Here is a 23,580-nt window from a genome sequence, read left to right on the forward strand (position 1 = left end):
CTTCGGCACTCTTTTGCCGACGGGCTAAATGATAAGCTGCGATAAACCTTTCATAGTCATCAGTTGCTTCACGCCAGGCTTGCTGAAAAATCTCGGCTGCCTCTTCTGCGTTCCCGCTGTCTTCCAGGGCCATCCCCTTCATGCAAAGTTTAACAACGGCATTAGCTGGGCTGAATTTTGTCTTCATAGAAGTTCCCTCCAACTGAATGTTTTGGTAGTAGCATTTTCCATCCTCTTGTCCTGCACTTAGTATTGAAAGAAGACCTCATCCTGGCAAGCTCCTTACAGAATCTTATTGCTAATTTTTTATATTATATAATAAAGAAACAGCAGTAATCACTTGCCGGATAGAAGAATTCAGACAAATTGATTGCCTTCATTTAAACCCGCTTTTCCCTCTAATCAGGATGTTTTAAAAAAATAACCTGCAGTGAAACCTTTTTTCTTATTTATTCCCCTAACTATATAGGAGGTATTTTAATGGAACAATTAATAAGAGCCGCTATCGGAGGTCAGCAAGAAGCATTTGAACAGTTAATAGAAACCGAGAAGTCTAAGCTTCTCTCAAAAGCTTACTCCTATGTCGGCAATAGAGAAGACGCATCAGACATTGTACAAGAAACATTGCTGCAGGCGTATAAATCAATTCATCAACTAAAAGAAGCTAAATATTTTTCTACCTGGCTATTCAAAATTTTAATCCGGCAATGCTTTGCTTTTATTCGGCAAAGGAAGCGAACACTCGTCGTGGAAACTGAACTCATACAGCAACAGTTAACAGAGCATGAGCAACCCGCTGCCTATGAATTCGTCCATGAGGCATTATCTTTACTTCGAAAAGATTATCAAACCGTCCTTGTGTTGTTTTATTTTTATGATTTTCCCGTACGAGAAATCGCCTCTTTACTAGATAAGCCCATCAATACGATCAAAATGCATTTGCATCGCGGCCGCAATCAATTAAAAAAGCAGCTGGAACAACAGATGAACTTACCGGTTACGGAGAAAGAAGTGATCTACATGTTAAAAGAACAACTGGCTCAATCCGCGTTGAATTTTGTATCGATTCCCCAGGACTATCAACTATTTGTCGAAGATTATTCAAATGAGCAGGCAAAATTCATATGGGCGACAGACGAGTTAGTCGATGAAATTGGCGTAACCCTCGATCAAAACGGAAAATTAATCGAGTTGACCAGATTGCCTTCAACCAATGGAACACTCGCAACAATAGAGCAGCAGGAAACGATTGCAGAACAATTTCTAACATCGCAATACGCGGAAGCACTCGATTATTTATCGCTGTCTAATGTAATTCAAAAAGAAGGTGATAGCAGATTTTTTTATAAACAATATGCAGGAGGCTATCCTCTTGCGAGCTATACCACTCAAATCTCCGTTTCCACATATGGTGAAATTGTTGATTTTAAATATGGTGGATATACGAAAACACCCCCGGTATTTCCAGCGCAGCTTGTTGGAGAAGAGGCTATTTTGCAACAACTGCATAAAGCACCATGGAAGTTATCGTTAAAATATTTAGCGAGTGATATTTATTCTGTTCCAAAGGCTGGTCTGTACCCGGTTTATGAGAGTCCGATTGTTTATCATTCATTCAATGCCCTAAATGGACTGCCTGCCTTTGAACATGAACCTGAAGAGCCTGACACATTCATCCCGTTCCCAAATGTTGCGGCAGTTGAAAAACAAGCAACTATTGAAGAAGCAATCGGCGTGCCGGAGGAAATGATCAAGCTGCGGGAAGTGGAAATAGATGAAAATACACTCGTCGCCGTATGGCGGGAAAGGGAGTGGCAAGCGCCGAAAGACAAAACAATGGAGAGCCTCTTTCTTGACCGTATGGAAGATACGGTAAAAGCTAAAGTGGATAAACATTCCGGGAGGCTAAAAGAATTCATGTGGTTTAAAGAACGTACAGGTGAACTCGATCTTTCGTTTGAAGATTGCCGTGATATTGCTTGTACATTTATTGCCACTTATTTTGAAGAGTATCTTCCTTATCTGCAATTAAAAATCGAGAAACCTTCCTTTAACGGAGTCCATTGTGTATTTTTTACTTTCCCACTGTACGCAGTCCAAGATTTGCAAATAGAGGGTGAACGTTTTTACGTCGGCGTCAACAGGACCACCGGGTTTATCGATATCTTCTGGTCTCCGAGAATGGACTTAGCCGAACTTCAATCCTTTGAAGCTTCAACTATCCAACCTTTCGAGGACATTAAATCCGCCTTGCAGAAAGTCGAGCCCTTCTTGCAGTGGTCTAAAAAGTACGATGAAAACGAACCCGATGACGTCTTAGCATACAAACTGGGGCAAATCGAAACAAAACAACAGGTTGTTGGAATAGATGCAAGGACAGGAGATCTTATTGTCAGTAATATTTAAAATGCTAAAATCAACAGGTAGTAAAAGAGAACTCCAGCCTTTATAAAAGCAGAAACCCCTTGGAAATGCCGGTTAAGCATATCCAAGGGGTTATATTAAAAAACGGTTCTATTTATGATAAGGCTCATTCTTCATAATCCGGAAAGCCCGGTACACCTGCTCCACCAAAATCAGCTTCATCAATTGATGCGGAAACGTCATTTTTGAAAACGACAATTTCTCATCCGCCCGCTTCAATACCTCCTCATGGAGGCCGAGTGATCCGCCGATGACAAAGACAATCTTGCTACGGCCGTAGGTCATAAGCGATTCGATGTCTTTTGCCAGCCCTTCAGAAGTTTTCATCTTGCCGTCAATCGCCAGTGCGATGACGTAAGCATCCGGCGAGACTTTTGCCAGAATCCGGTCCGCTTCCTTCTTCTTCACGATCTCCATATCCGCCTCGCTTAACTGCTCCGGCGCTTTTTCGTCCGCTACTTCGATTTCAGCGATTTTTGCGTAGCTTCCAAGCCGCTTCGTATATTCTTCAATCCCGGCTTTTAAATATTTCTCTTTCAGTTTTCCGACACTGATAATCGAGATATTCACAACTTATCCCCCTTTACGCTAATTTTACAAACAAGTTACCCACAAATGTTATGCACATATCCACAGCATTTTCTACATCTTGTGCCCGCTCATTCGTTCGCCACAAGATACAACGCAGCTTCTTCACAGTAATCGCATTTTGTGGATAACTTTTCTTGTTCTGATAATTCTGTAAGAATAGGATAACTTTTTGTCTCTGCCACAAACATGTCCAAGCCATGCTCCACGTGGGTTTTACAGCACATTATCTTCATATTTTCTCATCCTTTCGATTTCCGAATATTCCACACAGTTATGCACAATTTATTCACCTTTATCCACAATCTATTTTAACAGAAGTCAAACCCTCCGGATAGCGAAGCTTTCACCAAGCTGTGGATAGTTGGTAACTCCCGTTAATCCCAAAAGTTATCCACATGTCACTTTTCTGCTTTCACGAACGATAGTTACTATTTATTAAGAGAGACTTAATAAATATTACAATAGCATTACAAAGAAAAACACTTAATTTATGATGCAATCATTCCAATGATTTCTATAATCAGCACTTTAAATAATTCTAATAGAGACAAAAACCAAGGACTGCTTCCTCTCAATTTGCTCCTTTCTTTCTAAAGAATGAGCGAATGACGGCGAAGGCAAACATGCTGCTCCTGTCTCTGCATCTCTACGCTAGCTTCGAGACATAAAAGTGCGTTGCATCGCTGCGCTAGCTTCCATCAGGAGCGATTTCTCAACCCAAATCCAGTTAAATTAAAAACCACCAAACGCCGCTAAACGTTTGGTGGTCTCTTCGCCCTCTATTAAACTTCTGGAGGTGGTGCGCCCATAGCCGCCCATTCCTCTTTTGCCGGCCCATACAGCCCCGGCACCTTCAGCCCGGCTTGGCGCATCAACACCGTCATCTGGCCGCGGTGATGAATCTGGTGCGCATACAGCACCTTTAAAACCGTTGCACCGTTCCACATCTCGCCGTACATGTCATATTCTTCTTTTAAGGTCTCGTCCGTCCAATTTTCTTTCATCGCCGTCACCATCGATTGATTGGAAAAACGGTACACTTCCGCAATTTCTTCCGCCGTCTCCGGCACCGGCGTGCCGAATTTCGCGCTTGAAAATTGAAGGCCCGTATGGCTGACCATTTCATCCAATGTCGTCACCAAATGCCACCCCAAACGCCCAAGTGTCCGGTAGCCATCCGCTACTTGTTGATGGAGCGACTCGTCGGTCAAGGCATCCAAAATCTGCTGGGTCAATTTCGCTTCCTCATGCCATTCCGTAAAAAAGTCTTCCAGGTTGGTAAACATCGTATTCCTCCCGTCTTGTCTTTAGTTGTACTTTATTCGTGAAAAGATCCGCTTTTCCTGCATAAAAAAAGGAGCTGTCCATTAAGTCTATCATTCGACTTATTGGACAGCCCCTTCACTTTTTACAATGCGGAGTTATCAACAAGCTCCAGTTCAAAGTCCATCAATTCGCCGTTTCGGTAAGCTTTGACGGCTAACGTATCCCCAATTTTCTTTTCGTTGTATAGATGCTTGCGAAGTTCGATGATGTCGCCGACCGGTTCACCATCCATCTCGACAATCACGTCAAATTGCTGCATGCCTGCTTTGGCTGCTGCTGAGCCGTCTACAACCGAGTTGACGACTACACCTTCCTTGACGTCCGCTGGCAGGTTCAAGGTCTCTTCACGCTGCGCCTGAGGCACTTGTACCAAGTCCATCAACGTGATGCCCATTGCCGGACGAATCATTTCGCCGTTTTGTTCAATCGACTCAATCACTGGGAGCGCTGAATTGATCGGAATGGCGAATCCGATTCCTTCAACCGCATCGGTCGCAATTTTCATCGAGTTGATGCCGATCAATTGCCCAGCCAAATTGACAAGGGCGCCGCCGCTGTTGCCTGGGTTGATCGCTGCATCTGTCTGCAGCACTTCAGCCTGCCAGTCTTCTGAGCCATTGCCGTCCAAGTCGACTGGAACTGCCCGGTCTGTCCCGGAAACCACGCCGGTCGTGACCGAACCTGAAAAATCAAGTCCGAGCGGATTGCCGATGGCAATGACCGTTTCGCCCCGCTTCAATACATCCGAATCGCCCAGTTCCGCCACATCCGGCACATTGGCATCGTCCATTTCCAGTACCGCCAGATCGGTCCAGATATCGCTGCCGACCAGCGTCGCTTCGACTTTCGTGCCGTCTGACAAGGTCAATTCAATGCCGCTTGCGCCTTCAATGACGTGGTGATTCGTCACCACATACGCTTTGCCGCCTTCGTTTTTATAAATGACGCCGGAACCGGTCCCAACTGCCTGTTCCTGTCCTTGGCCCTGTGACCAGAAATCATTGGCCGCCTGCAAATTCGTCACACCGACTACTGCATCCGCCGCCTTTTCCACCGCATCGGTAACATCTGTCGTGATTTCAACGGAAGCCGTCGCTGACTGCCGGTCCGTTTCCGTCAGTTGTGTACTGGTAGCTGCATTATCATTTTTCGGTGCAAGCCCTGGAACTGAAGAAAACAGCAGCCACACCAGCAACGCACCGATTGCCACTCCCGCCAGGCCTGCCAGAAATGTGCCCGCACGGCGCGGTTTCGGCTGTCCTGATGGATTATTGTAATATCCCATTCGTTTCATCCTCTCTTCGCTTTTCCTATACTCTTATATAGCCTTAGTTTAAGAAGGCGAAACAGCTAATTCAAGCGGTAATTATGGCGGAAATGAAAATAAAAAAACCGGAAGCATCGCCGCTTCCGGTTTTTTCACTCACACAACTACTAATTCTGTCGGCACATTGGCGTCGGTGTCCAGCAGATCGACGTATTCCCCGACAATAATACCTTTGGTTTGCAAGGTTTGTTCGACGCTCATGCGCGCCAAGTCTTTCATGTTGTTGTCTTTGCTTAAATGCGACAAGTAGATGCGCGTCGGCTTTTCCGCCATGACTTCGCTCATCGCCACTGCTGCATCTTCGTTCGACACGTGTCCGACGTCACTCAGGATGCGCCGTTTGACGGACCAAGGGTAGCGGCCCATCTGCAGCATGCCGACGTCGTGGTTGCTTTCAAACACAAACGCATCGGATGCCTGGATGATGCCTTTCATCCGGTCGCTGACATAGCCCGTATCGGTGATCAGCGCCAATTTGCGCCCATTTTCATGGAACACATAAAACATGGGATCGGCTGCATCGTGCGATACGGCAAAAGATTCAATATCGAGCGAGCCGAAGCTCTTGACCGTATCCATGTCAAAGTGAAAGCGCTGCTCCGCAGGAATCGCGCCAACCAGCCCGTCCATGGCCTGCCAGGTTTTCGCATTGGCATAGATTGGCACTTTGTGTTTCCGTGCCACAATTCCGAGGCCTTTAATATGGTCACTGTGCTCATGCGTCACCAGAATGCCATCCAGGTTATTCATTTTTTTGCCGATCGTGGCAAACAGCTCTTCCATTTTCCGTCCGCTGAGCCCTGCATCGACCAAAAACGAATGCTGGTCGTTTTCTATATAAATAGCATTGCCGCTTGAGCCGCTTGCTAATACACTAAACCGCATAATAAAAATCTCCTTATTGTGTAACTTCTGCCTGCTCTGTCTTCTTCAGTTCGATGACATCCCCTTTTACCGCATTCACGAAGAACTCTTCTTCGCTGCCATCTTCAAACGTCGCCTGAATGCGCCATGTCGGAAGGAACATTTGAGTATTTTCCGATACCGTCACGTATTCCGAATAGCCGAGTTCGGCTGAATCAATCTCTGTATTGGATGGCAGGAATCTTTTCTGATAAAGGTTATGGATAGCCTGGACAGGTGAAATCAGGTCTTTCTGTTGCTCGCCTTCGACTATATTCTCGAAGAGGGCTTGTTCATAATGCGTAATTTCTCCATCGTCGTTCCAGTAAACCGTCAAGTTTCCACTATCGCTGTAGAACAAGGGCTCCCCGTTGATTTCCTGAAAAAACATCGCTCTTTTTTCTTGTTCTTCAATCTTCCACAAGCCGTACTGTTTCCCTTCGTAGATGGTTTCTTCCACGAATTCCTCCAGTGTTTCCGTGCTTATTTTGTCATCGAGCGCCATAGGCTCCGTAAAGCTGACGGACAATAATTTATCATTTCTCCGGTTCTCTTTCAAGTCTACACCCGGCACGTCAGTCGCTACAAATGTTTTCATCGTTCCGGTCACATAAGGCAGTTTGCCCGCAGCTTCCGGCAAATTGGAATACGTAATGCCTTCCGCTTCCAGTTTTTCTTCATTAGAAGACTCTGTGAGGAAAACCACGCTTTCCGCTTCTTTGTACCGCTCCAAATAAAGAGAATACAAAAACACATTGAGTATGGCAAAGACAATGATGAAAATGGATTTGGTTTTATTCCAATCCAACTTGCCCACCTCCTAACTCTTTTTTCGTTAAGCGGGTCCATACGCCTTCAGATTTAAAATACCAGGCCGGCTGCAAACTCAACAGCCGTGCCGGATCTTTATCGTCGAGTGTCAGCTCATAGCCAGGCAAGATATCGGTAATCTTCTTCAAGTCCTGCTCTTTCAAATGCGAAATGGCATGCAGCGCCGCTTTTCCGGAAGGCAAAGTAGCTGCACCGGTTTCCGCCCACGATTCCAATACATAGAAAGGGCGTTTGTAGCGGAATACCTGCTCCATTTCCGCATCAATCCCCCAGACCAGCTCCAGCTCGGTTGAAAGCGTCGGGCTGAATACCGGCATATTGTCCAAGTAAAGCCGGTACTCGATCTGCTGGTTCAGCGGACTCATCGCAAAGTAGCGGTAGTCATTTGTCCAGCCGCTATGGCCATTGATAAAGTCGACCGTCTCAAAAAGCAATTCGGATGGAATCGCGGGATCCTGTGTTTCCGCTTTTGGCTGGACATAATTGATGCTTTTATGGCTGCTGTCCACGCTCATCAACGCATCGGATTCGTCGCTGTATTCCTCGTTCGCCAAATCGCCGGTCGATTGGACGCGCCCGGGATTTTCGAACAGCCCGTCTACAAATTTCTGGCTAACGATGTCTTCCTGCAAATAACGGTACGTGTTCATTTCGAGCGCATTTTCCTGCACATAAATCGGCAAAGTGCTAATGTCTTCATTGGTGATAAAGGTTTCGTAATTAAAAGCAGGCTCCACTACTCTCGATTGGAATTGCTCCAGCTCTGAAGCGGACACATTTGCCTGCAGCACGCGGCCGGTTCGGGTGTTGATGAAGTAAAGCGTGAAATCGGTATTTTCCGTTTCGCCCCATTCAATGACCAGCCGGTCGAACGATGCTTCCGGAATGCTGTCAGCTGACACTTCCATGATCGTATCAAAAACCGGAAACGGTACCGGTCCCGGGAAATACAAGACGGCACGGTTCGGTTCATGCATATACGATTTTAATACATTCATCGGTGCTTCTTCAGCAAGCGACAGCACATCCCGGATTTGCCATTGCTTCATGACTTCCAGGAGCAGATCGACCTGCTCTTTTTCGGTTGTTCCAGTGACCACATCATTGTAATGATAAAGGACTTTGCTCGGCTGGATGACTTCTTCCACGGTTTTCGTCTTTCCAAGAGCCACTTCGATGGCCGGCGTCGTTTCAATCCGGTCAAATCCTGGTGTAAACGTCCAAATGATGAAGGTCAGGAAAAGGCTAAGAGCAATAAGCAAAAACAAAGCGATAGATTTGATGTATTCGATATACTTCATTCCCACTCACCTCCGACATCCTCTTCAAATGGCAGCGTGAAGAAAATGGTCGTTCCTTTTCCGTACTGGCTTTCTGCCCAGATATGGCCGCCGTGCGCATTGATCATTTCTTTTGAAATGGCAAGGCCAAGGCCCGTGCCTCCCATTGCCCGGGAACGTGCCCGGTCAACCCGGTAGAACCGATCAAAAATCTTATCCACATTCTCTTTTGGAATGCCCATGCCCTGGTCGACGATGCGAATGAGGATAAAGCCGTCTTCAATTGTCATGGCAAAGCGGATTTTCCCGCCTTCCGGTGAATACTTGAGCGCATTGGAAATGATGTTATCAATAACCTGCGTCAATTTATCCGGATCGATTTCGACGAAATACTGCTCTTCCGGAAGTTCGCGCTCGAAATAAACATTTTGCGACTTCGACATTTCAAAACGGTCGATGATGCGGTTGAAGAAGACATTAAACTCGACCATTTCTTTGTTGATTTCCGTTTCGCTGGCATCCATTTTTGATAGCTTCAACAAATCGTTGACCAAGCGGATCATCCGTTCCGTTTCGGTCTGGGTGACATTCAAAAACGTCGGCGCCAGTTCCTGGTCCTGCCATGCACCGTCAGCAAGCGCTTCAAGGTAGCTTCTCATTGTCGTCAATGGAGTCCGCAATTCATGCGAAACATTGGCCACGAATTCCCGGCGCTCCATATCGATTTTTTCCTGTTCGGTATTGTCGTGCAATACCGCGATAACGCCGTTCACAAAGCCGGTTTCTTTCTGGATGACCGAAAAGCTAGCCCGCAGGAGCGCGCTTTCGTCATAAGAACTGAAATCCAATGTGATGGCATCTTTTAAGTGGATCAGATCTTCAAATGTATATTCTGAATCCAAGCCCAATACCGAAGTGATCGGCCGGTTGATGACCGTTTCACGTGAAACATTTAAAAGGCGGAGTCCCGGATCGTTGATCAAAATGACGCGCCCTCTCCGGTCGGTCGACAGAACCCCGTCGGTCATATTGGCAAGTACGGACGCCAATTTCCGGCGTTCGCTTTCTGTGGACTGCTGGGATTCCTGCAGCCGATTGGTCAGGTTGTTGAATGACTTCGCCAATTGCCCGATTTCATCATTTCCGTAGACGCGGACTTTTCGGGAGAAATTCCCTCTAGCCATCGCCTGGGCTTGCCGCCGCATGTCGGAAATCGGTCTGGAAATCGTCTGGGCCACCAGCACGCCGAGCACTGCCGTTACGGCCAGGGCAATGGCGGTGCCGACAGCCAAAATGGCATTGATGTCATCCATCTGGTCGTAGACATTTTCAATATCTGCTTCCATATATAAAGTACCGAGCACTTCGCCGCCCTCTGCGATGATCGGCTGAGTTCGGACCCATACTCGGTCTGCTTGGCTGTTTACATATGTCCGTTCATCAGGTGTTTCAGCGACAATGGACTGCGTCACGATGTCCAGTGTGGAACGCTGGCCGACCAAAGACTGGTTGTCAGTGGCCGATGAAGCCAAAATCCGGTACCGGGCATCGACGACGCGGATTTCATCAATATCCGATGACTGAAAACCGGCCAGTACCGAGCGCAGGCTTTGTTCAATCGTCGATTCTTCTTCGGTCCGCGGTTTGACCATTTCTTCCCGCACACTGAACTCGACAATATTCATTCGTTCTTCGATGGAGTCCTTGAAGTTCATCGTCAAAGTTTCCTCAAGCTCTTGCGCAAAATAAAGGCCGATAATCTGCATCGCCAACAGGATTAGCAAGAGGTAGATCAACACAAATTTCACATGAATCGATTTAAAAAAACTTACTTTTTGCATTCAACCTACTCCTGTTCAGGATTCCGCAAGTAATACCCTACTCCCCTGCGGGTAACGATCCATGCTGGATGGCTCGGATTGTCTTCAATTTTTTCACGAAGGCGCCGGATGGTTACGTCAACTGTCCGAACGTCCCCAAAATAATCATAGCCCCAGACAGTCTGCAGCAAATGCTCGCGCGTCATCACTTGGCCGATGTGTTTTCCAAGGTAATGCAATAATTCAAATTCGCGGTGCGTCAATTCAATCGTTTCGTCGCGCTTTTGGACCAAATAAGCGTCCGGCTGGATGATCAATGACCCGACTTCAATATCGTTCGAATTCGGACCTTCTTCTTCAAGCGGCACGACATTTTGGCGGCGCAGGTTGGCTTTCACCCGTGCAATCAGTTCGCGTGTCGAAAACGGCTTGGTGACGTAATCGTCCGCTCCCAGCTCAAGGCCCAGCACTTTATCGATTTCCGAGTCTTTTGCCGTCAGCATAATAATCGGAAAGTCGAATTTTTTGCGGATTTCCCGGCATACTTCCATACCGTCGCGGTTCGGCAGCATGATGTCCAGAAGCATCAAATCCGGCTGCACTTCTTCCGCTATTTTGATGGCTTCATCGCCGTCGTACGCACACAAGACATTAAAGCCCTCTTTTTTCAAATTAAACTGCAGAATGTCTGCAATCGGTTTTTCATCGTCAACAACCAAAATGGTTTTACTCATTTTCTTTTCCCCCTTAGTCCCAACATTTACTGATGGAATTTCCTCCGATGTACATTCTTTTCTACCCTTTACTTTATCACTGTTTTGGCGGTTTCGCATCTCTCACTGCCTATCCGCTATTTCCCGGGAAATAGCGGGGAGACGAAATGAAAAGGCCGGACGCTAAAAGGCGTCCGGCCTATAGATGGTTAATTGATATATTTTAACGGATCTTGCGTAACACCGTTCAAAGAGACTTCAAAATGCAGATGGATGCCGGTAGAACGGCCGGTATTCCCCATATTCCCCAATTTCGTTCCTTGCGGGACCACGTCTCCGGCTTTGACGTCAATCGAAGACAAATGGGCATAGATGGTTTCATACCCGTTTTGATGGTCGACTACCACCCGGTTCCCGAATGTTCCAGCCGCTCCGGCCGCTTTTACTACGCCGTGGTCGGCCGACTTGATGGCCGGTCCGCTTGAACGGGCAATGTCGATGCCATTATGGAGACGCCCCCAGCGATGGCCTCTTTTGCTGGTGATTTCACCGCCTTCTGCCGGCCACGCAAATGTTCCGGTGCCGACTGATGGAGGAGGCATTGTGCCGTTTGAAACGATGTGGTCAATCGGCTCTAGCGTGGCCTGCTCGACTACGACTTCTCTCGAAATTTCCTGGCCGTTGACGGTTTCCACTGCAGAGGTAACATGCTTTCTGCCATTTTTCCCTTGCTGCTTGAGCTTTGTTTTGCCCTTCAATAACTTGGGATCGTCTTCTTTCAGGGACTTATGCGGAATCAGGGCAATCTGTTTCTGCTGTTTTTTCACTTGCACCGTCACCAAAGGTCCGGCTGCTGATGCATTCAACTGGGTACCGGGGGCTAATTGAGCCAGGTTGATGCTCGGATTCAAAGCAGCAAGTTCTTCTGTTTCCATTCCGAACGCATCCGCTAGCTTTTCGGCTTCATCGCCTTCACGGACACTATAAGAACGCTCTCCAGTCAGCAAGTATTTCGCAGCCTGGTCCGGTTCCATGACACCCGCCGGATTTGTCTGTTTTGCAGCTCCCGACAAGTTCTTTGTGATTGTTAAATCGATAAGATTCGCCTGTCCCGGCTCCAACTCCGGCAAAGGCGCTTGTGTTTCTTTCCGCTGTTCCCAAGCTGCCAGCTCTTCCGGCGTGGCATAGGCCAGTTTCAATTGCTGGATCAGGGCCTCAAATGCCGCCTGGTCTTTCACTTGAAGCACTTCGCGCCCATTGACCGATAACGCGAAAGCGGAAGCTTGGATTTCCACTTCTTTAGCAGCTTCCGCCAACGTTTCCTGCTCGTTCGGCAAACTGCGTTCGAACACCTTCTCCTCCACAATCTTGAAGCCTTCGTCCACTTCCAGATCCAAAGCAGCATATTGCGGCTGAAGCTTGCTGCGTTTCTCATCCATCATATTTTCCACTGCCTGCTCATCAGATACTGTGCCGAGGTACTGCCCATCATTATACAAGTGGTAAACTGGCTGCAGGCTGTGCTTATCTTCAGACGTTGCAAACACTGGCGTGAAGCTAAGGCTTGTCAGCAACAATGCCGAGGCGGCCGCTGCCTTTAAAAACGCCCGGCCGGCTGCCGGTTGTTGAATGTTCTTCATAAGTATTCGGTACTCCTTTTATATCTATGTAAAGCCCGCTGGCTTTCGTTTGATTTAAATGAACCTTTCCCACTCTAGCATAATTTGCCTTCAAATTAGCCGATTTCTGCGCCTGTAATCCAACTGAAGCATTCTTGCCAAATCCTTCTAAAAAGTCGAGAAAGCAAAAAGAACTCCCTGTTTTCTTCCATGTAGAAAGTAGCAATCTTTGTTGCCAAACTTTAATAAAAGCAAGTTTTACTATCACTTTTCTGTAATATTTGTCATACTTCACGCTAGGAATACGACGGGAAATGTGTCTTTTCTGTTAAATCCGCCATTAATCAAAAATAAAGAGCTGAAACGGATTTCGTTTCAGCTCTTTATATTCAATTTACGTTATTGTTTCTTAACGCCAAACGCTTGTTACGATGTTCGTCTGGTTGCGGTCTGGGCCGACTGAGAAGATGGAAATCTGGACGCCTGTCAATTGGGCAATGCGCTCCAAATAATGGCGTGCGTTTTCCGGAAGTTCATCCAAAGATTTGCATTTCGTTACATCTTCCGACCAGCCTGGAAGTTCTTCGTAGACCGGTTCGCAATCTGCAAGCATGCGCAGGTTTGCCGGGTATTCTGTGATCAACTCGCCGTTGTAGCGGTAAGCGGTACAGATTTTCACCGTTTCAAGGCCTGTCAATACGTCGATCGAGTTAACCGTCAAATCCGTCAACCCGCTGACGCGTCTTGCATGGCGGACAACAACACTGTCGAACCAGCCGATGCGGCGCGGACGCCCTGTTGTCGTGCCGTACTCTTTGCCGACTTCACGGATCTGCTGACCGATTTCGTCAAACAATTCCGTCGGGAACGGACCGTCGCCGACGCGTGACGTATAGGCTTTACATACGCCGATGACGTGCTGGATGGTTGTCGGGCCGACGCCGGCACCGATTGTCACACCGCCCGCAACCGGGTTTGATGAAGTAACAAATGGATATGTACCTTGGTCGATATCCAGCATAACGCCTTGTGCGCCTTCAAAAAGAACGCGGCGGCCGTCATCGATGGCATCGTTTAATACTTTTGATGTATCGGTTACATACTTGGCAATTTCCTGGCCATATTCATAATACTCTTCCATGATTTCTTCAACCGTAAATCCTTCCGTTTCATAAAACTTCTCGAACATCCGGTTTTTCTCGTTCAAGTTCATGCGAAGCTTTTCCTCGAACACAACATGATCCAACAGGTCCGCCATACGGATGCCGACACGCGCCGCTTTGTCCATATAAGCAGGCCCGATGCCTTTTCCTGTGGTTCCGATTTTGTTGGCTCCACGTCTTGCTTCTTCCACTTCGTCCTGCTTGATGTGGTAAGGCAGAATGACGTGTGCGCGGTTGGAAATGCGCAGGTTTTCAGTTGTGACGCCTCGTGCGTGCAGCGCTTTAAGTTCTTTTACAAGTGCTTTCGGATCCACTACCATACCGTTGCCGATCACTGAAATTTTGTCCTTGTAGAAAATCCCTGATGGAATCAAATGCAGCTTGTACGTTTCGCCGCCGAAAATGATGGTATGTCCGGCATTGTTGCCGCCTTGGTAACGCGCAATCACTTCTGCGTGTTCGGATAGAAAATCCGTAATTTTCCCTTTTCCTTCGTCTCCCCATTGCGTTCCTACTACTACGACTGATGTCATCGTCCGCACCTCCGTTAGGCTTATGCCCTTGTTTCAACAGACTCAATTGTATCAAGCAAAGGACTCCGAGTCAATGAAAAACAGAAGAAAACACGAACGATGAATGCATAGTCACATTCATACGTTCGTGTTTTTTAAAAGTCACCGCCGGATTCGTGCTGGCTCCAGTCGATGGTGACGAATTTATTGTATTCCTTCACAAAGGCCAGTTTCACCGTACCGGTCGGGCCGTTACGTTGCTTGGCAATAATGATCTCAATCATGTTCTGGTCTTCGGTTTCTTTGTCGTAGTAATCTTCACGGTACAGGAAAGAAACGATATCGGCATCCTGCTCAATCGATCCCGATTCACGTAAATCCGACATCATCGGCCGTTTGTCTTGCCGCTGCTCAACGCCACGGGACAGCTGGGAAAGCGCGATGACCGGCACTTCCAGTTCCCGCGCCAAGCCTTTCAGCGAGCGGGAAATATCCGATACTTCCTGCTGGCGGTTCTCACCGGATTTTCCGGGTCCCTGGATCAGCTGGAGGTAATCGATCATGATCATGCCAAGGCCGTATTCCTGCTTCAGGCGGCGGCATTTCGCACGGATATCATTGACCCGGATTCCGGGCGTATCATCGATAAAAATGCCGGCGTTGGACAAGCTGCCCATTGCCATCGTCAATTTGCGCCAGTCTTCGTTCTGGAGCGCCCCGGTCCGCATAATCTGTGCATCGATATTTCCTTCCGCACAAAGCATACGCATGACTAGCTGTTCGGCTCCCATTTCCAGACTGAAAATCGCAACGTTTTCATCCGTTTTGGTGGCAACGTTCTGCGCCACGTTCAACGCAAAAGCCGTCTTACCGACAGAAGGCCGTGCAGCCACGATAATCAGGTCGTTTCGCTGAAACCCTGCCGTGATCTTATCCAGGTCACGGAAGCCCGTAGGAATGCCTGTAACGTCTCCTTTGCGCGTATGCAGCAATTCGATGTTGTCATAGGTTTTCACTAAGACATCTTTGATGTGGATAAAGTCGCCGGCATTTTTTCGGCTCGACACTTCCATCATTTTCTTCTCTGCTTCAGCAAGCAGCGCCTGCACTTCGTCTTCACGTGTAAAGCCGTCTTCCACAATCGAAGTCGCTACGCGGATAAGGCGCCGGAGAAGCGATTTCTCTTCCACGATGTGGGCGTAATGCGCCACGTTCGCTGCGGTCGGAACCGCATTGGCAATTTCCGTTAAATAAGACAAGCCGCCGACGTCTTCCAGTTCTTTTTTGGCGGATAATTCTTCTGTAACCGTTACAACATCAATCGCTTTGCCGTGGTCCGATAAATTGAGCATGGTCTGAAAGATTTTCTGGTGCGCAATGCGGTAAAAATCTTCCGGCATGACAATTTCAGCCACGGAGATGAGCGACTGCGGTTCTAAAAAGATGGCCCCAATAACCGATTGCTCGGCTTCATGGTTATGCGGAGGGACTCGATCTATTGTTTCGTTCATTTGGTTCATGGGCTTACGCTTCTTCTGTTACATGGACTTTAAGCGTAGCCGTGACATCCTGATGCAATTTAACCGGAACGTTCGTGTAGCCTAGCGCGCGGATGGCGTCATCCAATTCCATCTTGCGCTTATCCAGTTTGATGCCGTGCGTTTTTTCAAGCGCTGTCGCTACTTGTTTTGTCGTAATGGAACCGAACAGGCGGCCGCCTTCACCGGATTTCGCTTTCAGTTCGATCGTCAGGCTTTCCAGTTTTTCTTTCAGCGCTTTTGCATCTTCCAGCTCTTGGGCTGCTTCTTTTTCCTGCTTTTTCTTCTGGCCGGCCAATTGGCTGATTGCCGCTTGGTCCGCTTCTTTCGCCAAATTGTTTTTCAGCAGAAAGTTATGTGCATAGCCGTCTGCTACGTTTTTCACTTCGCCTTTTTTGCCTTTGCCTTTTACGTCTTTCAAAAATATTACTCTCATTCCACTTTTCCTCCCTCATACTGTTCCGTGATCACTTGTTTCAATTGAGCGATTGCTTCGTCTATCGTCACGCCAGGCATCTGGGTGGCTGCATTGGTTAAATGGCCCCCGCCGCCAAGGTTTTCCATGGCGATCTGGACGTTGACTTCACCCAGTGAGCGGGCTGAAATGCCGATTCCGCCTTCGCTGCGTTCCGCAACCACAAATGACGCATTAACGTCCTTCATTGTTAACAGGATATCTGCTGTCTGGGCAATCAATACCGGACTGTAGATCCGTCCCGCCTCACCCCGGGCAATCGCAATGCCGTTGCCGACAAATTCAACCGTCTGAACGATTTTGGCGCGTTCGACGTACGTATCCAAATCTTCTTTCAACAAACGCTGCACAAGCACTGTATCGGCCCCGTTCGAACGCAAATAAGAAGCGGCTTCAAACGTTCTGGCGCCGGTGCGCAGCGTAAAGCTTTTGGTATCGACGATAATGCCCGCAAGCATGGCCGTCGCTTCCAGCATCGACAGCTTCTCGTGTTTCGGCTGATACTCAATCAGCTCGGTAACCAGTTCCGCGGTCGATGATGCATAAGGTTCCATATAAACAAGCATCGTATTGGTGATGAATTCTTCTCCGCGGCGGTGGTGGTCGATCAGGACGACGCGTTCCATCCGTTGAAGCACCCGTTCGTCGATCACCATCGACGGTTTATGGGTATCCACAATGACCAGCAGGGAATTGTCCGTCATTTCGGACAGCGCTTCTTCCGGTGTGATAAACCGGTCAAACAGCTCATCGTCCTGGCGAATCTCTTCCATCAGGCGCATAACCGAGCGGTCGTATTCATTGAAATCCAGCACAATGCTGCTTTTGACTTTGTTCATCGCCGCCATTTTTGAGACGCCGACGGCTGCCCCGATGGCATCCATATCCGGCAATTTATGGCCCATGACGAAAACGTGGTCGCTTTCCTGGATCAAATCACGAAGCGCGTGTGAAATAACGCGCGCCCGCACCCGTGTCCGTTTTTCGACCGGATTCGTTTTGCCGCCGTAGAATTTCACTTTGCCGCTTGGGTTTTTGATCGCGACTTGGTCGCCGCCGCGCCCGAGCACCAAATCGAGGCCGGACTGCGCCATGCTGCCAAGTTCGACAAGCGATGCGGATCCCGCACCTACCCCGATGCTCAGCGTCAGCGCCAAATTGTCTTTTGATGTCACTTCCCGGATGTCGTCTAAAATGGCGAACTTCGACAGCTCCAGCTCTTTTAAGATGGACTCATTGAAAACGGCCATGAACCGGTCTGACGAAATCCGTTTGACGAAAATGCCGTAATGCGCGCCCCATTCGTTGATGAGCGACGTTACGAGGCTGTTCAAATTGCTTCGCGTCTGGTCATCCATCCCTTGGGCCAGTTCATCGTAGTTATCGATAAACAGGATGCCGATCACTGTCCGGTCGGCGTAATACAAGGTTTCGATTTCCACTTGTTCGGTAATATCGAATAAATAAAACAAGCGGTCATCCGCTTTGTAATAAACCCGGTATTTGCGTTCGCCAAGAGCAATGATCATATCCCCGGCTTCTTCGGATTTTACCAATGTTTGAAATTCATCCGATAAGCTGTAAAGGGATTCTCCGATCAATGTGTCGTATTCCAGCATCGATGTCATATAAGGGTTTGCCCATTCAATATCGAAGTTTTCATTGACCAGCAAAATCCCGATCGGCATTTCCAGCAGCGCTTCTTCGCCGACTTTTTTCATCCGGTAAGACAGCGTTTCTATGTGTTTTTCGGTTGCTTCGTACACCCGCTTTTCGGTAACCCAGGCATAGACAAACAGTGCACCGAAAAGAATGATGAATATGCCCCCTACCCATTCTGACCTCAGCGAGATCAAAATTGCCGCTGCCAAACCAAGTATCAGCAGCGCCAATAAAGGGAGTCGAAGTTTTCTTTGTCTAAAAAAAGCCGACATTTCTTTTCAGCTCCTCATTTTCCTTTGAAGTCATGTGCCCGTTTTACCCATCCCCGGATATCAAATCCGAGATCCACAATTCCGACAATGCTCGTAAACGACTGCAATGGAAATGCCAGAATCGTTACAAGAACAGCCACCCACTTTGGCCAGCCTTCTTGCTTGATGTAAAAATGATAAAAAGATACACCTTGCAGGAAAAGCAGGAATTGAAGAACAACGGATGCATTCATGAAAATCATATAAGGCATCGTTCCCGGCTGCAAATCTGACAGCAGCGAAACGAGTAAAACAATTAAATAATACCATAATACACTTTTCGGCAATTTCATATCCCGAAAAGGCGGAAATTTTGGAACTTCAATGCCAAGGCGTTTTAACACCGGCAGCAGAATCAGCAGCAACAACCACACCGATATGAAAACCGACAGCACCAGCAACGCCGGCAGCAAAGTCTCAAACGTCAGCGTCAGCTGATTGGCCATTTCATTGAACTCTTCCGTAGAAGCGCCGATCTGGTCCATTAAGGCGCTGGTCTGTTTAAAAGACGCTTCCATTGCGGTCATCATTTCTTCGATCACATTGATGTTAAACAGCCAGATGGATGCCATATACTGAAGCATCAGCGATAATAGCAGCACAATGCTTGAAGCCATAAACATGAACAGCTTGCTTTTTTTATGATAAATCGACAAGCCGATGACAAAGCCAAGCGGAATGTGGATCAGCGCAATCGGCAAGGCGAGCAAACCGCCGACAATCGCCGACAAGATCAAACAGACCACTGAAAATAGAGCCGATGCTTGCCACGGATACTTCGCGCTGTACCAGGCGATCGGAACCGCTAAAAATAATGTCGTGACGACATTTAAAAGAGGCACATAAACAGAGATGGCCAATAATACAGTAAAGACAGCTGCCATCAATGCCCCTTGAGTAAGTTGACTGGTTTGTTGATTTTGCATTTGCTTGTTTTTCCCCTTCTTTCGGGTTGATTTCATCCTTATAATTGTAACATGATTAAGGTTTTGGAACAAAAAAGGGAAGTCCCGGAAGAAAGGGGGAGCCGATTTAAGGCACAAAAAAAAGACCGGTTTCCCGGTCTTTTCTTTCGATAGCAAAAAAGCATAATTGCTTTTCTTACTTATCTTTCTTCCGCAACAAACGGTAGAAGTGCCATGATACGAGCGCGTTTGATAGCGATTGTCAACTTACGTTGCCATTTAGCGCTTGTGCCTGTAACACGACGTGGCAAGATTTTTCCTCGTTCAGAAATGAATTTCTTCAACAAGTCAGTATCTTTATAGTCGATGAATGTGATGTTGTTAGAAGTGAAATAACAAACCTTTTTGCGTTTCTTTCCTCCGCGACGTGGTGCCATATCGAATTACCTCCCTTTTAGTAGAATTTTTCGTTCATCGCAAGTCCAGTCCGTCTTAGAACGGCAAATCGTCATCCGATACTTCGATCGGGCCGCTGCCGCTTGAGAATGGATCCTGGTCTACACGCGTATAGTTTTGCTGACTTGGCGATTGATTGTTCTGCTGATAGGACGGCTGTTGTCCTTGTGAACGATCTGCATTAGCCCCAGAGTTTTTCGGTTCAAGGAATTGAACACTGTCTGCGACTACTTCAGTCGTATAAACGCGTTTTCCGTCTTGTCCCTCGTAGCTTCCGGTTTGAATGCGGCCTTCCACACCTGCCAAGCTTCCTTTTTTCAGGAAGTTCGCTGTGTTTTCAGCTTGTTTGCGCCAAACAGTACAATTGATAAAATCCGTTTCCTTTTCGCCTTGCGCATTGGAGAAGGTACGGTTTACAGCAAGTGTAAAACGGGCCACCGCCGCTCCGCTTGGAGTATAGCGAAGATCAGGATCTTTTGTCAGTCTTCCGACTAAAACAACTCGGTTAATCATCAGAATTCAACCTCCTTTAGTCAATATTTACAGCTTCATATGCTTACGCGTCTTTGCGTACAGCGATATGACGGATAATGTCTTCGTTAATGTTCGCAAGACGTGTGTATTCGTTGATAGCTTCAGAACCAGCGTTTACTTTTACGATTTGGTAGAAACCTTCACGTAAATCGTTGATTTCGTAAGCTAAACGACGTTTACCCCACTCTTTCGACTCGATGATTTCAGCACCGTTAGAAGTAAGGATCTCGTTAAAACGCTCAACTAGCGCTTTTTTCGCTTCCTCTTCAATTGCAGGCTGCATGATGTACATTAATTCATACTCTCTCATCGTGTTGTCACCTCCTCATGGACTTGGGCCCTGCTGATTCCAGCGGGCAAGGAGCAAGCAATTCATATTATTACTCACATCAATGTATTGTATCACAGTTGGAGATGCCCCGCAAGCATGTTTTTCAACCATGGATGGGCTATACTGAAAGCAATTAACAAAGGAAGTGATTGGATGGAACCGACGCATACCATTGAACTGAAGATGGAAGAAATCGCACCAAAAGCGTTATGGATCAACATCCTTTTAGTGGTGCTTTTTGCCGCTGCCTACCATTATTTGGCTGAACCGTTGTCGTTTCGCTTTTCTTTAACGGGTGTTCTGCTGTTTGTGTTCGGCTATATCGCCCTGATTGTGCTTCATGAAGCGTTTCATCTGATCGGCTTTATGCTCTTTGGCAAAGCAACCCTTGCTTCCTTGAAATACGGCGTCAATTTAAAGCTGGGCATCGCCTATGCCACTACAACTACCGCTCTTCGCAACAAAGCCATGAAAAAAGCGCTGCTGCTTCCTTTTTGGACCACTGCTGTCATCCCGACGGTCCTTGGCTTCTGGCTGGACAGCCAGGTGCTGGCCCTGCTTGGCGCCATGCTCGCTGCCGGTGCCATCGGCGACTTTTACATGTACCGTGCGCTCCTTAAAGAACGCAACGATGCCTGGGTGCTGGACGATCCGGAATTGCCCCGGCTGCACATATATGAGCAAAATCCCAATCAAAAAAGCGCTGATCGATGATCAACGCTTTTTTATATAAATCAGTATGCGCCTTCAACTGCTAATACATCCCAGTTGCCGCTCTTTACTTTTTCTTTTAATTGTTCTTTCATGGTGGCTACGTAGACGGCGGTCTGCAAAACTTTTCCGTCCGCTTTCACGTTGATCTTTACTTTATTGAAAAGATCTGTGGCAGCTCCGCCTGAGTAATCTTCCAGGTAGTCGATCGCCGGCCAAAGCGCTTCCGGAATGTCGTAGACTTCCCCTTGCACTTCGCCTTTGCCGTTTACATCCATTGCCGGATAGCCAAGCCCGGTATCATAGAGATCCCCTTTTGTTACTGCGTATTCTGCTACTAATGCTGCTTCTCCTAGGTAATCGTGGTACTTGCCGCCGCGTTTCAATGTTCCATATACAAATAATAACATTTTAATCCTCCTATTCAAAAACCGAATGCGGTTAGGCATCCGGTCATTTTTTAGTTTTATCCATGGCTAAGGGGTCTTTACGTTTTCGGACTTGCTTATCTTATTGAATGAACTTTCGAAAGGGAACGGCCATTTCGCTTTTAAACTATCCAGCTGCGGCGCCCAGCCCCTCGAGACGCTTCAGTTTTGCCTAAAATGGCAAAGACCGCCATTCCCTGCAAACCTTCCAGCACTTGTCAGGACTGAACGGGCGCCTCCGCTTTTAAACGTTAAATCTAAAGAGCATGACGTCTCCGTCTTGTACTACGTATTCTTTTCCTTCTTGGCGCACTTTTCCGGCTTCTTTAGCAGCAGCCATGGAGCCTGTTTCGATAAGGTCCTCGTAAGCTACGGTTTCTGCACGGATAAATCCGCGTTCGAAGTCCGAGTGGATGACGCCTGCGCATTGAGGGGCTTTCATGCCTTTTTTGAATGTCCAAGCACGCACTTCCTGCACGCCGGCAGTAAAGTAAGTAGCAAGGCCAAGCAAATTATACGAAGCTTTGATCAATTGGTCCAAACCGGATTCTTTGATGCCCAGTTCTTCCAGGAACATTTCTTTTTCTTCATCTTCAAGTTCAGCCATTTCTTCTTCGATCTTCGCACAAACAACGATAACTTCTGAATTTTGCTGAGCGGCATAGTCGCGGACTTTCTGTACGTATTCGTTGTCTTCTGCATCAGCAATTTCATCTTCTGCCACATTTGCTACGTAAAGCATCGGTTTCAATGTCAGCAGATTCAAGTTTTTCGCAATGTTCAATTCGTCTTCAGTAAAATCAATTGAACGCGCCAAATCTCCAGCTTCAAATGCTTCATGAAGTTTCATCAACACCGGCTCTTCAGCAACGGCATCTTTGTCTTTTTGCTTCACTAATTTAGCAGCACGAGCAATTCGTTTTTCGATGCTTTCCATGTCCGCAAGGATCAACTCCAAGTTAATGACTTCAATGTCTGAAATCGGATCAACTTTCCCGGATACATGCGTAACGTTTTCGTCAGCAAAGCAGCGGACGACTTGAACGATTGCATCCACTTCGCGGATGTGCGAAAGGAATTTATTCCCAAGCCCTTCCCCTTTGCTGGCGCCTTTTACGATGCCGGCGATATCCGTGAATTCAAAAGCCGTCGGCACGGTTTTCTTTGGCACTACCAGTTCTGTCAATTTGTTTAAGCGCTCGTCCGGAACTTCTACAATCCCGACGTTTGGATCTATCGTACAGAACGGGTAGTTGGCTGCTTCAGCCCCCGCTTTAGTAATAGCGTTGAATAATGTGGATTTCCCCACGTTTGGTAAACCTACAATCCCTGCAGTTAATGCCAAAGGATTCACGACCTTTCCTTTATCTAAAACGAATTATTTTTTAAGCAACCATTCCATTATAGGAATGAAATATCATTCTGTCCATTTTTCAAAACTTATATAAATTCATTACTATTCCTATATAAGTATTGTCTTTATACTCATATAAGGTTTTCTTTTATTCTTCTTCTGCTTTCACTAAAACCTTCTTGATTTTCTTGTTGAACTCAACCCGTGGAATCATGACGCTGTGCTGGCAGCCTTCGCATTTGATGCGGATATCTGCGCCCATGCGGATGATTTTCCAAGCATTTGCTCCGCAAGGATGCCCTTTCTTCATTTCCACGACATCATTCAGGCCATATTCTTTCTTGTCCATCGTTTTGTCTCCTTCAT

Annotated in this window: 24 protein-coding genes; 2 read left to right on the top strand and 22 right to left on the bottom strand. The window is 47.2% G+C overall.

Going from position 1 to position 23,580, the window contains the following annotated elements:
- Nucleotides 1-480: 480 nt before the first annotated feature.
- Nucleotides 481-2,406, top strand: a complete 1,926-nt coding sequence (locus QWY22_RS19370) for a sigma-70 family RNA polymerase sigma factor (protein WP_300982409.1) — start codon at nt 481-483, stop codon at nt 2,404-2,406.
- Nucleotides 2,407-2,514: 108 nt separating this feature from the next.
- Here the strand turns inward: QWY22_RS19370 and rlmH are convergent, their stop codons facing one another.
- The 19 genes from rlmH to rpsF form a co-directional block, all read right to left on the bottom strand.
- Entirely contained in the window at nt 2,515-2,994 is a 480-nt protein-coding gene (gene rlmH / locus QWY22_RS19375; RefSeq protein WP_300982410.1) for a 23S rRNA (pseudouridine(1915)-N(3))-methyltransferase RlmH, read from the bottom strand.
- Nucleotides 2,995-3,083: 89 nt separating this feature from the next.
- Nucleotides 3,084-3,248: a CxxH/CxxC protein gene (locus tag QWY22_RS19380; RefSeq protein ID WP_036810925.1), complete on the bottom strand. Its 165-nt coding sequence runs from the start codon at nt 3,246-3,248 to the stop codon at nt 3,084-3,086.
- Nucleotides 3,249-3,797: 549 nt separating this feature from the next.
- Nucleotides 3,798-4,301, bottom strand: coding sequence for a DinB family protein (locus QWY22_RS19385; protein WP_300982411.1), 504 nt, complete (start codon nt 4,299-4,301; stop codon nt 3,798-3,800).
- 122 nt (nt 4,302-4,423) lie between these two features.
- The gene (locus QWY22_RS19390) at nt 4,424-5,626 is read right to left on the bottom strand and encodes a S1C family serine protease (RefSeq protein WP_300982412.1); all 1,203 of its coding nucleotides are present in this window, start codon (nt 5,624-5,626) and stop codon (nt 4,424-4,426) included.
- Nucleotides 5,627-5,764: 138 nt separating this feature from the next.
- Nucleotides 5,765-6,553, bottom strand: coding sequence for an MBL fold metallo-hydrolase (locus tag QWY22_RS19395; RefSeq protein WP_300982413.1), 789 nt, complete (start codon nt 6,551-6,553; stop codon nt 5,765-5,767).
- A gap of 13 nt (nt 6,554-6,566) precedes the next feature.
- Nucleotides 6,567-7,379, bottom strand: a complete 813-nt coding sequence (locus QWY22_RS19400; RefSeq protein WP_300982414.1) for a two-component system regulatory protein YycI — start codon at nt 7,377-7,379, stop codon at nt 6,567-6,569.
- The gene (locus QWY22_RS19405) at nt 7,366-8,703 is read right to left on the bottom strand and encodes a YycH family regulatory protein (RefSeq protein WP_300982415.1); all 1,338 of its coding nucleotides are present in this window, start codon (nt 8,701-8,703) and stop codon (nt 7,366-7,368) included. Before QWY22_RS19405 ends, QWY22_RS19400 begins: the two co-directional genes overlap by 14 nt.
- A complete protein-coding gene (walK, locus tag QWY22_RS19410) occupies nt 8,700-10,523 on the bottom strand; it encodes a cell wall metabolism sensor histidine kinase WalK (protein WP_300982416.1) in 1,824 nt (607 codons plus the stop codon). Before walK ends, QWY22_RS19405 begins: the two co-directional genes overlap by 4 nt.
- Before the next feature lie 5 nt (nt 10,524-10,528).
- The gene (yycF, locus tag QWY22_RS19415) at nt 10,529-11,236 is read right to left on the bottom strand and encodes a response regulator YycF (protein ID WP_036810904.1); all 708 of its coding nucleotides are present in this window, start codon (nt 11,234-11,236) and stop codon (nt 10,529-10,531) included.
- A gap of 188 nt (nt 11,237-11,424) precedes the next feature.
- On the bottom strand, nt 11,425-12,855 hold the full coding sequence (locus QWY22_RS19420) for a peptidoglycan DD-metalloendopeptidase family protein (protein ID WP_300982417.1): 1,431 nt from the start codon (nt 12,853-12,855) through the stop codon (nt 11,425-11,427).
- Nucleotides 12,773-13,129 (bottom strand): hypothetical protein, encoded by a 357-nt coding sequence (locus QWY22_RS19425; RefSeq protein WP_300982418.1) that lies wholly within the window; start codon nt 13,127-13,129, stop codon nt 12,773-12,775. The genes QWY22_RS19420 and QWY22_RS19425 overlap by 83 nt, the downstream gene beginning before the upstream one ends.
- 114 nt (nt 13,130-13,243) lie before the next feature.
- Nucleotides 13,244-14,530: an adenylosuccinate synthase gene (locus QWY22_RS19430; protein ID WP_036810902.1), complete on the bottom strand. Its 1,287-nt coding sequence runs from the start codon at nt 14,528-14,530 to the stop codon at nt 13,244-13,246.
- A gap of 134 nt (nt 14,531-14,664) precedes the next feature.
- Entirely contained in the window at nt 14,665-16,020 is a 1,356-nt protein-coding gene (gene dnaB, locus QWY22_RS19435; RefSeq protein ID WP_036811890.1) for a replicative DNA helicase, read from the bottom strand.
- 13 nt (nt 16,021-16,033) lie between these two features.
- Nucleotides 16,034-16,483, bottom strand: coding sequence for a 50S ribosomal protein L9 (gene rplI / locus QWY22_RS19440; RefSeq protein ID WP_220629586.1), 450 nt, complete (start codon nt 16,481-16,483; stop codon nt 16,034-16,036).
- Nucleotides 16,480-18,456 carry a DHH family phosphoesterase gene (locus QWY22_RS19445; RefSeq protein ID WP_300982419.1) on the bottom strand — a complete coding sequence of 659 codons (1,977 nt, stop codon included), beginning with the start codon at nt 18,454-18,456 and terminating at the stop codon, nt 16,480-16,482. The genes rplI and QWY22_RS19445 overlap by 4 nt, the downstream gene beginning before the upstream one ends.
- 14 nt (nt 18,457-18,470) lie before the next feature.
- Nucleotides 18,471-19,421: a YybS family protein gene (locus QWY22_RS19450; RefSeq protein ID WP_300982420.1), complete on the bottom strand. Its 951-nt coding sequence runs from the start codon at nt 19,419-19,421 to the stop codon at nt 18,471-18,473.
- Nucleotides 19,422-19,600: 179 nt separating this feature from the next.
- A complete protein-coding gene (gene rpsR, locus QWY22_RS19455; protein WP_036810891.1) occupies nt 19,601-19,837 on the bottom strand; it encodes a 30S ribosomal protein S18 in 237 nt (78 codons plus the stop codon).
- A 55-nt stretch (nt 19,838-19,892) separates the two neighbouring features.
- Nucleotides 19,893-20,369, bottom strand: a complete 477-nt coding sequence (gene ssb, locus QWY22_RS19460) for a single-stranded DNA-binding protein (RefSeq protein WP_074511801.1) — start codon at nt 20,367-20,369, stop codon at nt 19,893-19,895.
- Between the two features lie 43 nt (nt 20,370-20,412).
- Nucleotides 20,413-20,700 carry a 30S ribosomal protein S6 gene (gene rpsF / locus QWY22_RS19465; protein WP_074511803.1) on the bottom strand — a complete coding sequence of 96 codons (288 nt, stop codon included), beginning with the start codon at nt 20,698-20,700 and terminating at the stop codon, nt 20,413-20,415.
- 174 nt (nt 20,701-20,874) lie between these two features.
- Here rpsF and QWY22_RS19470 point away from each other — a divergent pair, with 174 nt between their 5' ends.
- The gene (locus tag QWY22_RS19470) at nt 20,875-21,435 is read left to right on the top strand and encodes a DUF3267 domain-containing protein (RefSeq protein ID WP_300982421.1); all 561 of its coding nucleotides are present in this window, start codon (nt 20,875-20,877) and stop codon (nt 21,433-21,435) included.
- Between the two features lie 20 nt (nt 21,436-21,455).
- Here QWY22_RS19470 and QWY22_RS19475 read toward each other — a convergent pair whose 3' ends face one another.
- The 3 genes from QWY22_RS19475 to QWY22_RS19485 form a co-directional block, all read right to left on the bottom strand.
- Nucleotides 21,456-21,842 carry a gamma-glutamylcyclotransferase family protein gene (locus QWY22_RS19475; RefSeq protein WP_300982422.1) on the bottom strand — a complete coding sequence of 129 codons (387 nt, stop codon included), beginning with the start codon at nt 21,840-21,842 and terminating at the stop codon, nt 21,456-21,458.
- 262 nt (nt 21,843-22,104) lie between these two features.
- Nucleotides 22,105-23,205 carry a redox-regulated ATPase YchF gene (ychF, locus tag QWY22_RS19480; RefSeq protein WP_300982423.1) on the bottom strand — a complete coding sequence of 367 codons (1,101 nt, stop codon included), beginning with the start codon at nt 23,203-23,205 and terminating at the stop codon, nt 22,105-22,107.
- A 157-nt stretch (nt 23,206-23,362) separates the two neighbouring features.
- Nucleotides 23,363-23,563 carry a DUF951 domain-containing protein gene (locus QWY22_RS19485; RefSeq protein WP_036810873.1) on the bottom strand — a complete coding sequence of 67 codons (201 nt, stop codon included), beginning with the start codon at nt 23,561-23,563 and terminating at the stop codon, nt 23,363-23,365.
- Between the last annotated feature and the right edge of the window lie 17 nt (nt 23,564-23,580).

Source organism: Planococcus liqunii, from assembly GCF_030413595.1.
In the GTDB taxonomy this organism is placed as follows: Bacteria; Bacillota; Bacilli; order Bacillales_A; family Planococcaceae; genus Planococcus; species Planococcus liqunii.

Excerpts from the sequence above, each read along its gene's own strand:
- QWY22_RS19395 (WP_300982413.1), bottom strand. The coding sequence starts at position 6,553 with ATGCGGTTTAGTGTATTAGCAAGCGGCTCAAGCGGCAATGCTATTTAT.
- QWY22_RS19430 (WP_036810902.1), bottom strand. The coding sequence starts at position 14,530 with ATGACATCAGTCGTAGTAGTAGGAACGCAATGGGGAGACGAAGGAAAA.
- QWY22_RS19420 (WP_300982417.1), bottom strand. The coding sequence starts at position 12,855 with ATGAAGAACATTCAACAACCGGCAGCCGGCCGGGCGTTTTTAAAGGCA.
- dnaB (WP_036811890.1), bottom strand. The coding sequence starts at position 16,020 with ATGAACGAAACAATAGATCGAGTCCCTCCGCATAACCATGAAGCCGAG.
- rpsF (WP_074511803.1), bottom strand. The coding sequence starts at position 20,700 with ATGAGAGAGTATGAATTAATGTACATCATGCAGCCTGCAATTGAAGAG.
- QWY22_RS19470 (WP_300982421.1), top strand. The coding sequence starts at position 20,875 with ATGGAACCGACGCATACCATTGAACTGAAGATGGAAGAAATCGCACCA.
- QWY22_RS19450 (WP_300982420.1), bottom strand. The coding sequence starts at position 19,421 with ATGCAAAATCAACAAACCAGTCAACTTACTCAAGGGGCATTGATGGCA.
- QWY22_RS19485 (WP_036810873.1), bottom strand. The coding sequence starts at position 23,563 with ATGGACAAGAAAGAATATGGCCTGAATGATGTCGTGGAAATGAAGAAA.
- QWY22_RS19445 (WP_300982419.1), bottom strand. The coding sequence starts at position 18,456 with ATGTCGGCTTTTTTTAGACAAAGAAAACTTCGACTCCCTTTATTGGCG.
- rpsR (WP_036810891.1), bottom strand. The coding sequence starts at position 19,837 with ATGGCACCACGTCGCGGAGGAAAGAAACGCAAAAAGGTTTGTTATTTC.
- rplI (WP_220629586.1), bottom strand. The coding sequence starts at position 16,483 with ATGAGAGTAATATTTTTGAAAGACGTAAAAGGCAAAGGCAAAAAAGGC.
- QWY22_RS19380 (WP_036810925.1), bottom strand. The coding sequence starts at position 3,248 with ATGAAGATAATGTGCTGTAAAACCCACGTGGAGCATGGCTTGGACATG.
- walK (WP_300982416.1), bottom strand. The coding sequence starts at position 10,523 with ATGCAAAAAGTAAGTTTTTTTAAATCGATTCATGTGAAATTTGTGTTG.
- QWY22_RS19405 (WP_300982415.1), bottom strand. The coding sequence starts at position 8,703 with ATGAAGTATATCGAATACATCAAATCTATCGCTTTGTTTTTGCTTATT.
- QWY22_RS19390 (WP_300982412.1), bottom strand. The coding sequence starts at position 5,626 with ATGGGATATTACAATAATCCATCAGGACAGCCGAAACCGCGCCGTGCG.
- QWY22_RS19370 (WP_300982409.1), top strand. The coding sequence starts at position 481 with ATGGAACAATTAATAAGAGCCGCTATCGGAGGTCAGCAAGAAGCATTT.
- ssb (WP_074511801.1), bottom strand. The coding sequence starts at position 20,369 with ATGATTAACCGAGTTGTTTTAGTCGGAAGACTGACAAAAGATCCTGAT.
- QWY22_RS19475 (WP_300982422.1), bottom strand. The coding sequence starts at position 21,842 with ATGTTATTATTTGTATATGGAACATTGAAACGCGGCGGCAAGTACCAC.
- QWY22_RS19385 (WP_300982411.1), bottom strand. The coding sequence starts at position 4,301 with ATGTTTACCAACCTGGAAGACTTTTTTACGGAATGGCATGAGGAAGCG.
- yycF (WP_036810904.1), bottom strand. The coding sequence starts at position 11,236 with ATGAGTAAAACCATTTTGGTTGTTGACGATGAAAAACCGATTGCAGAC.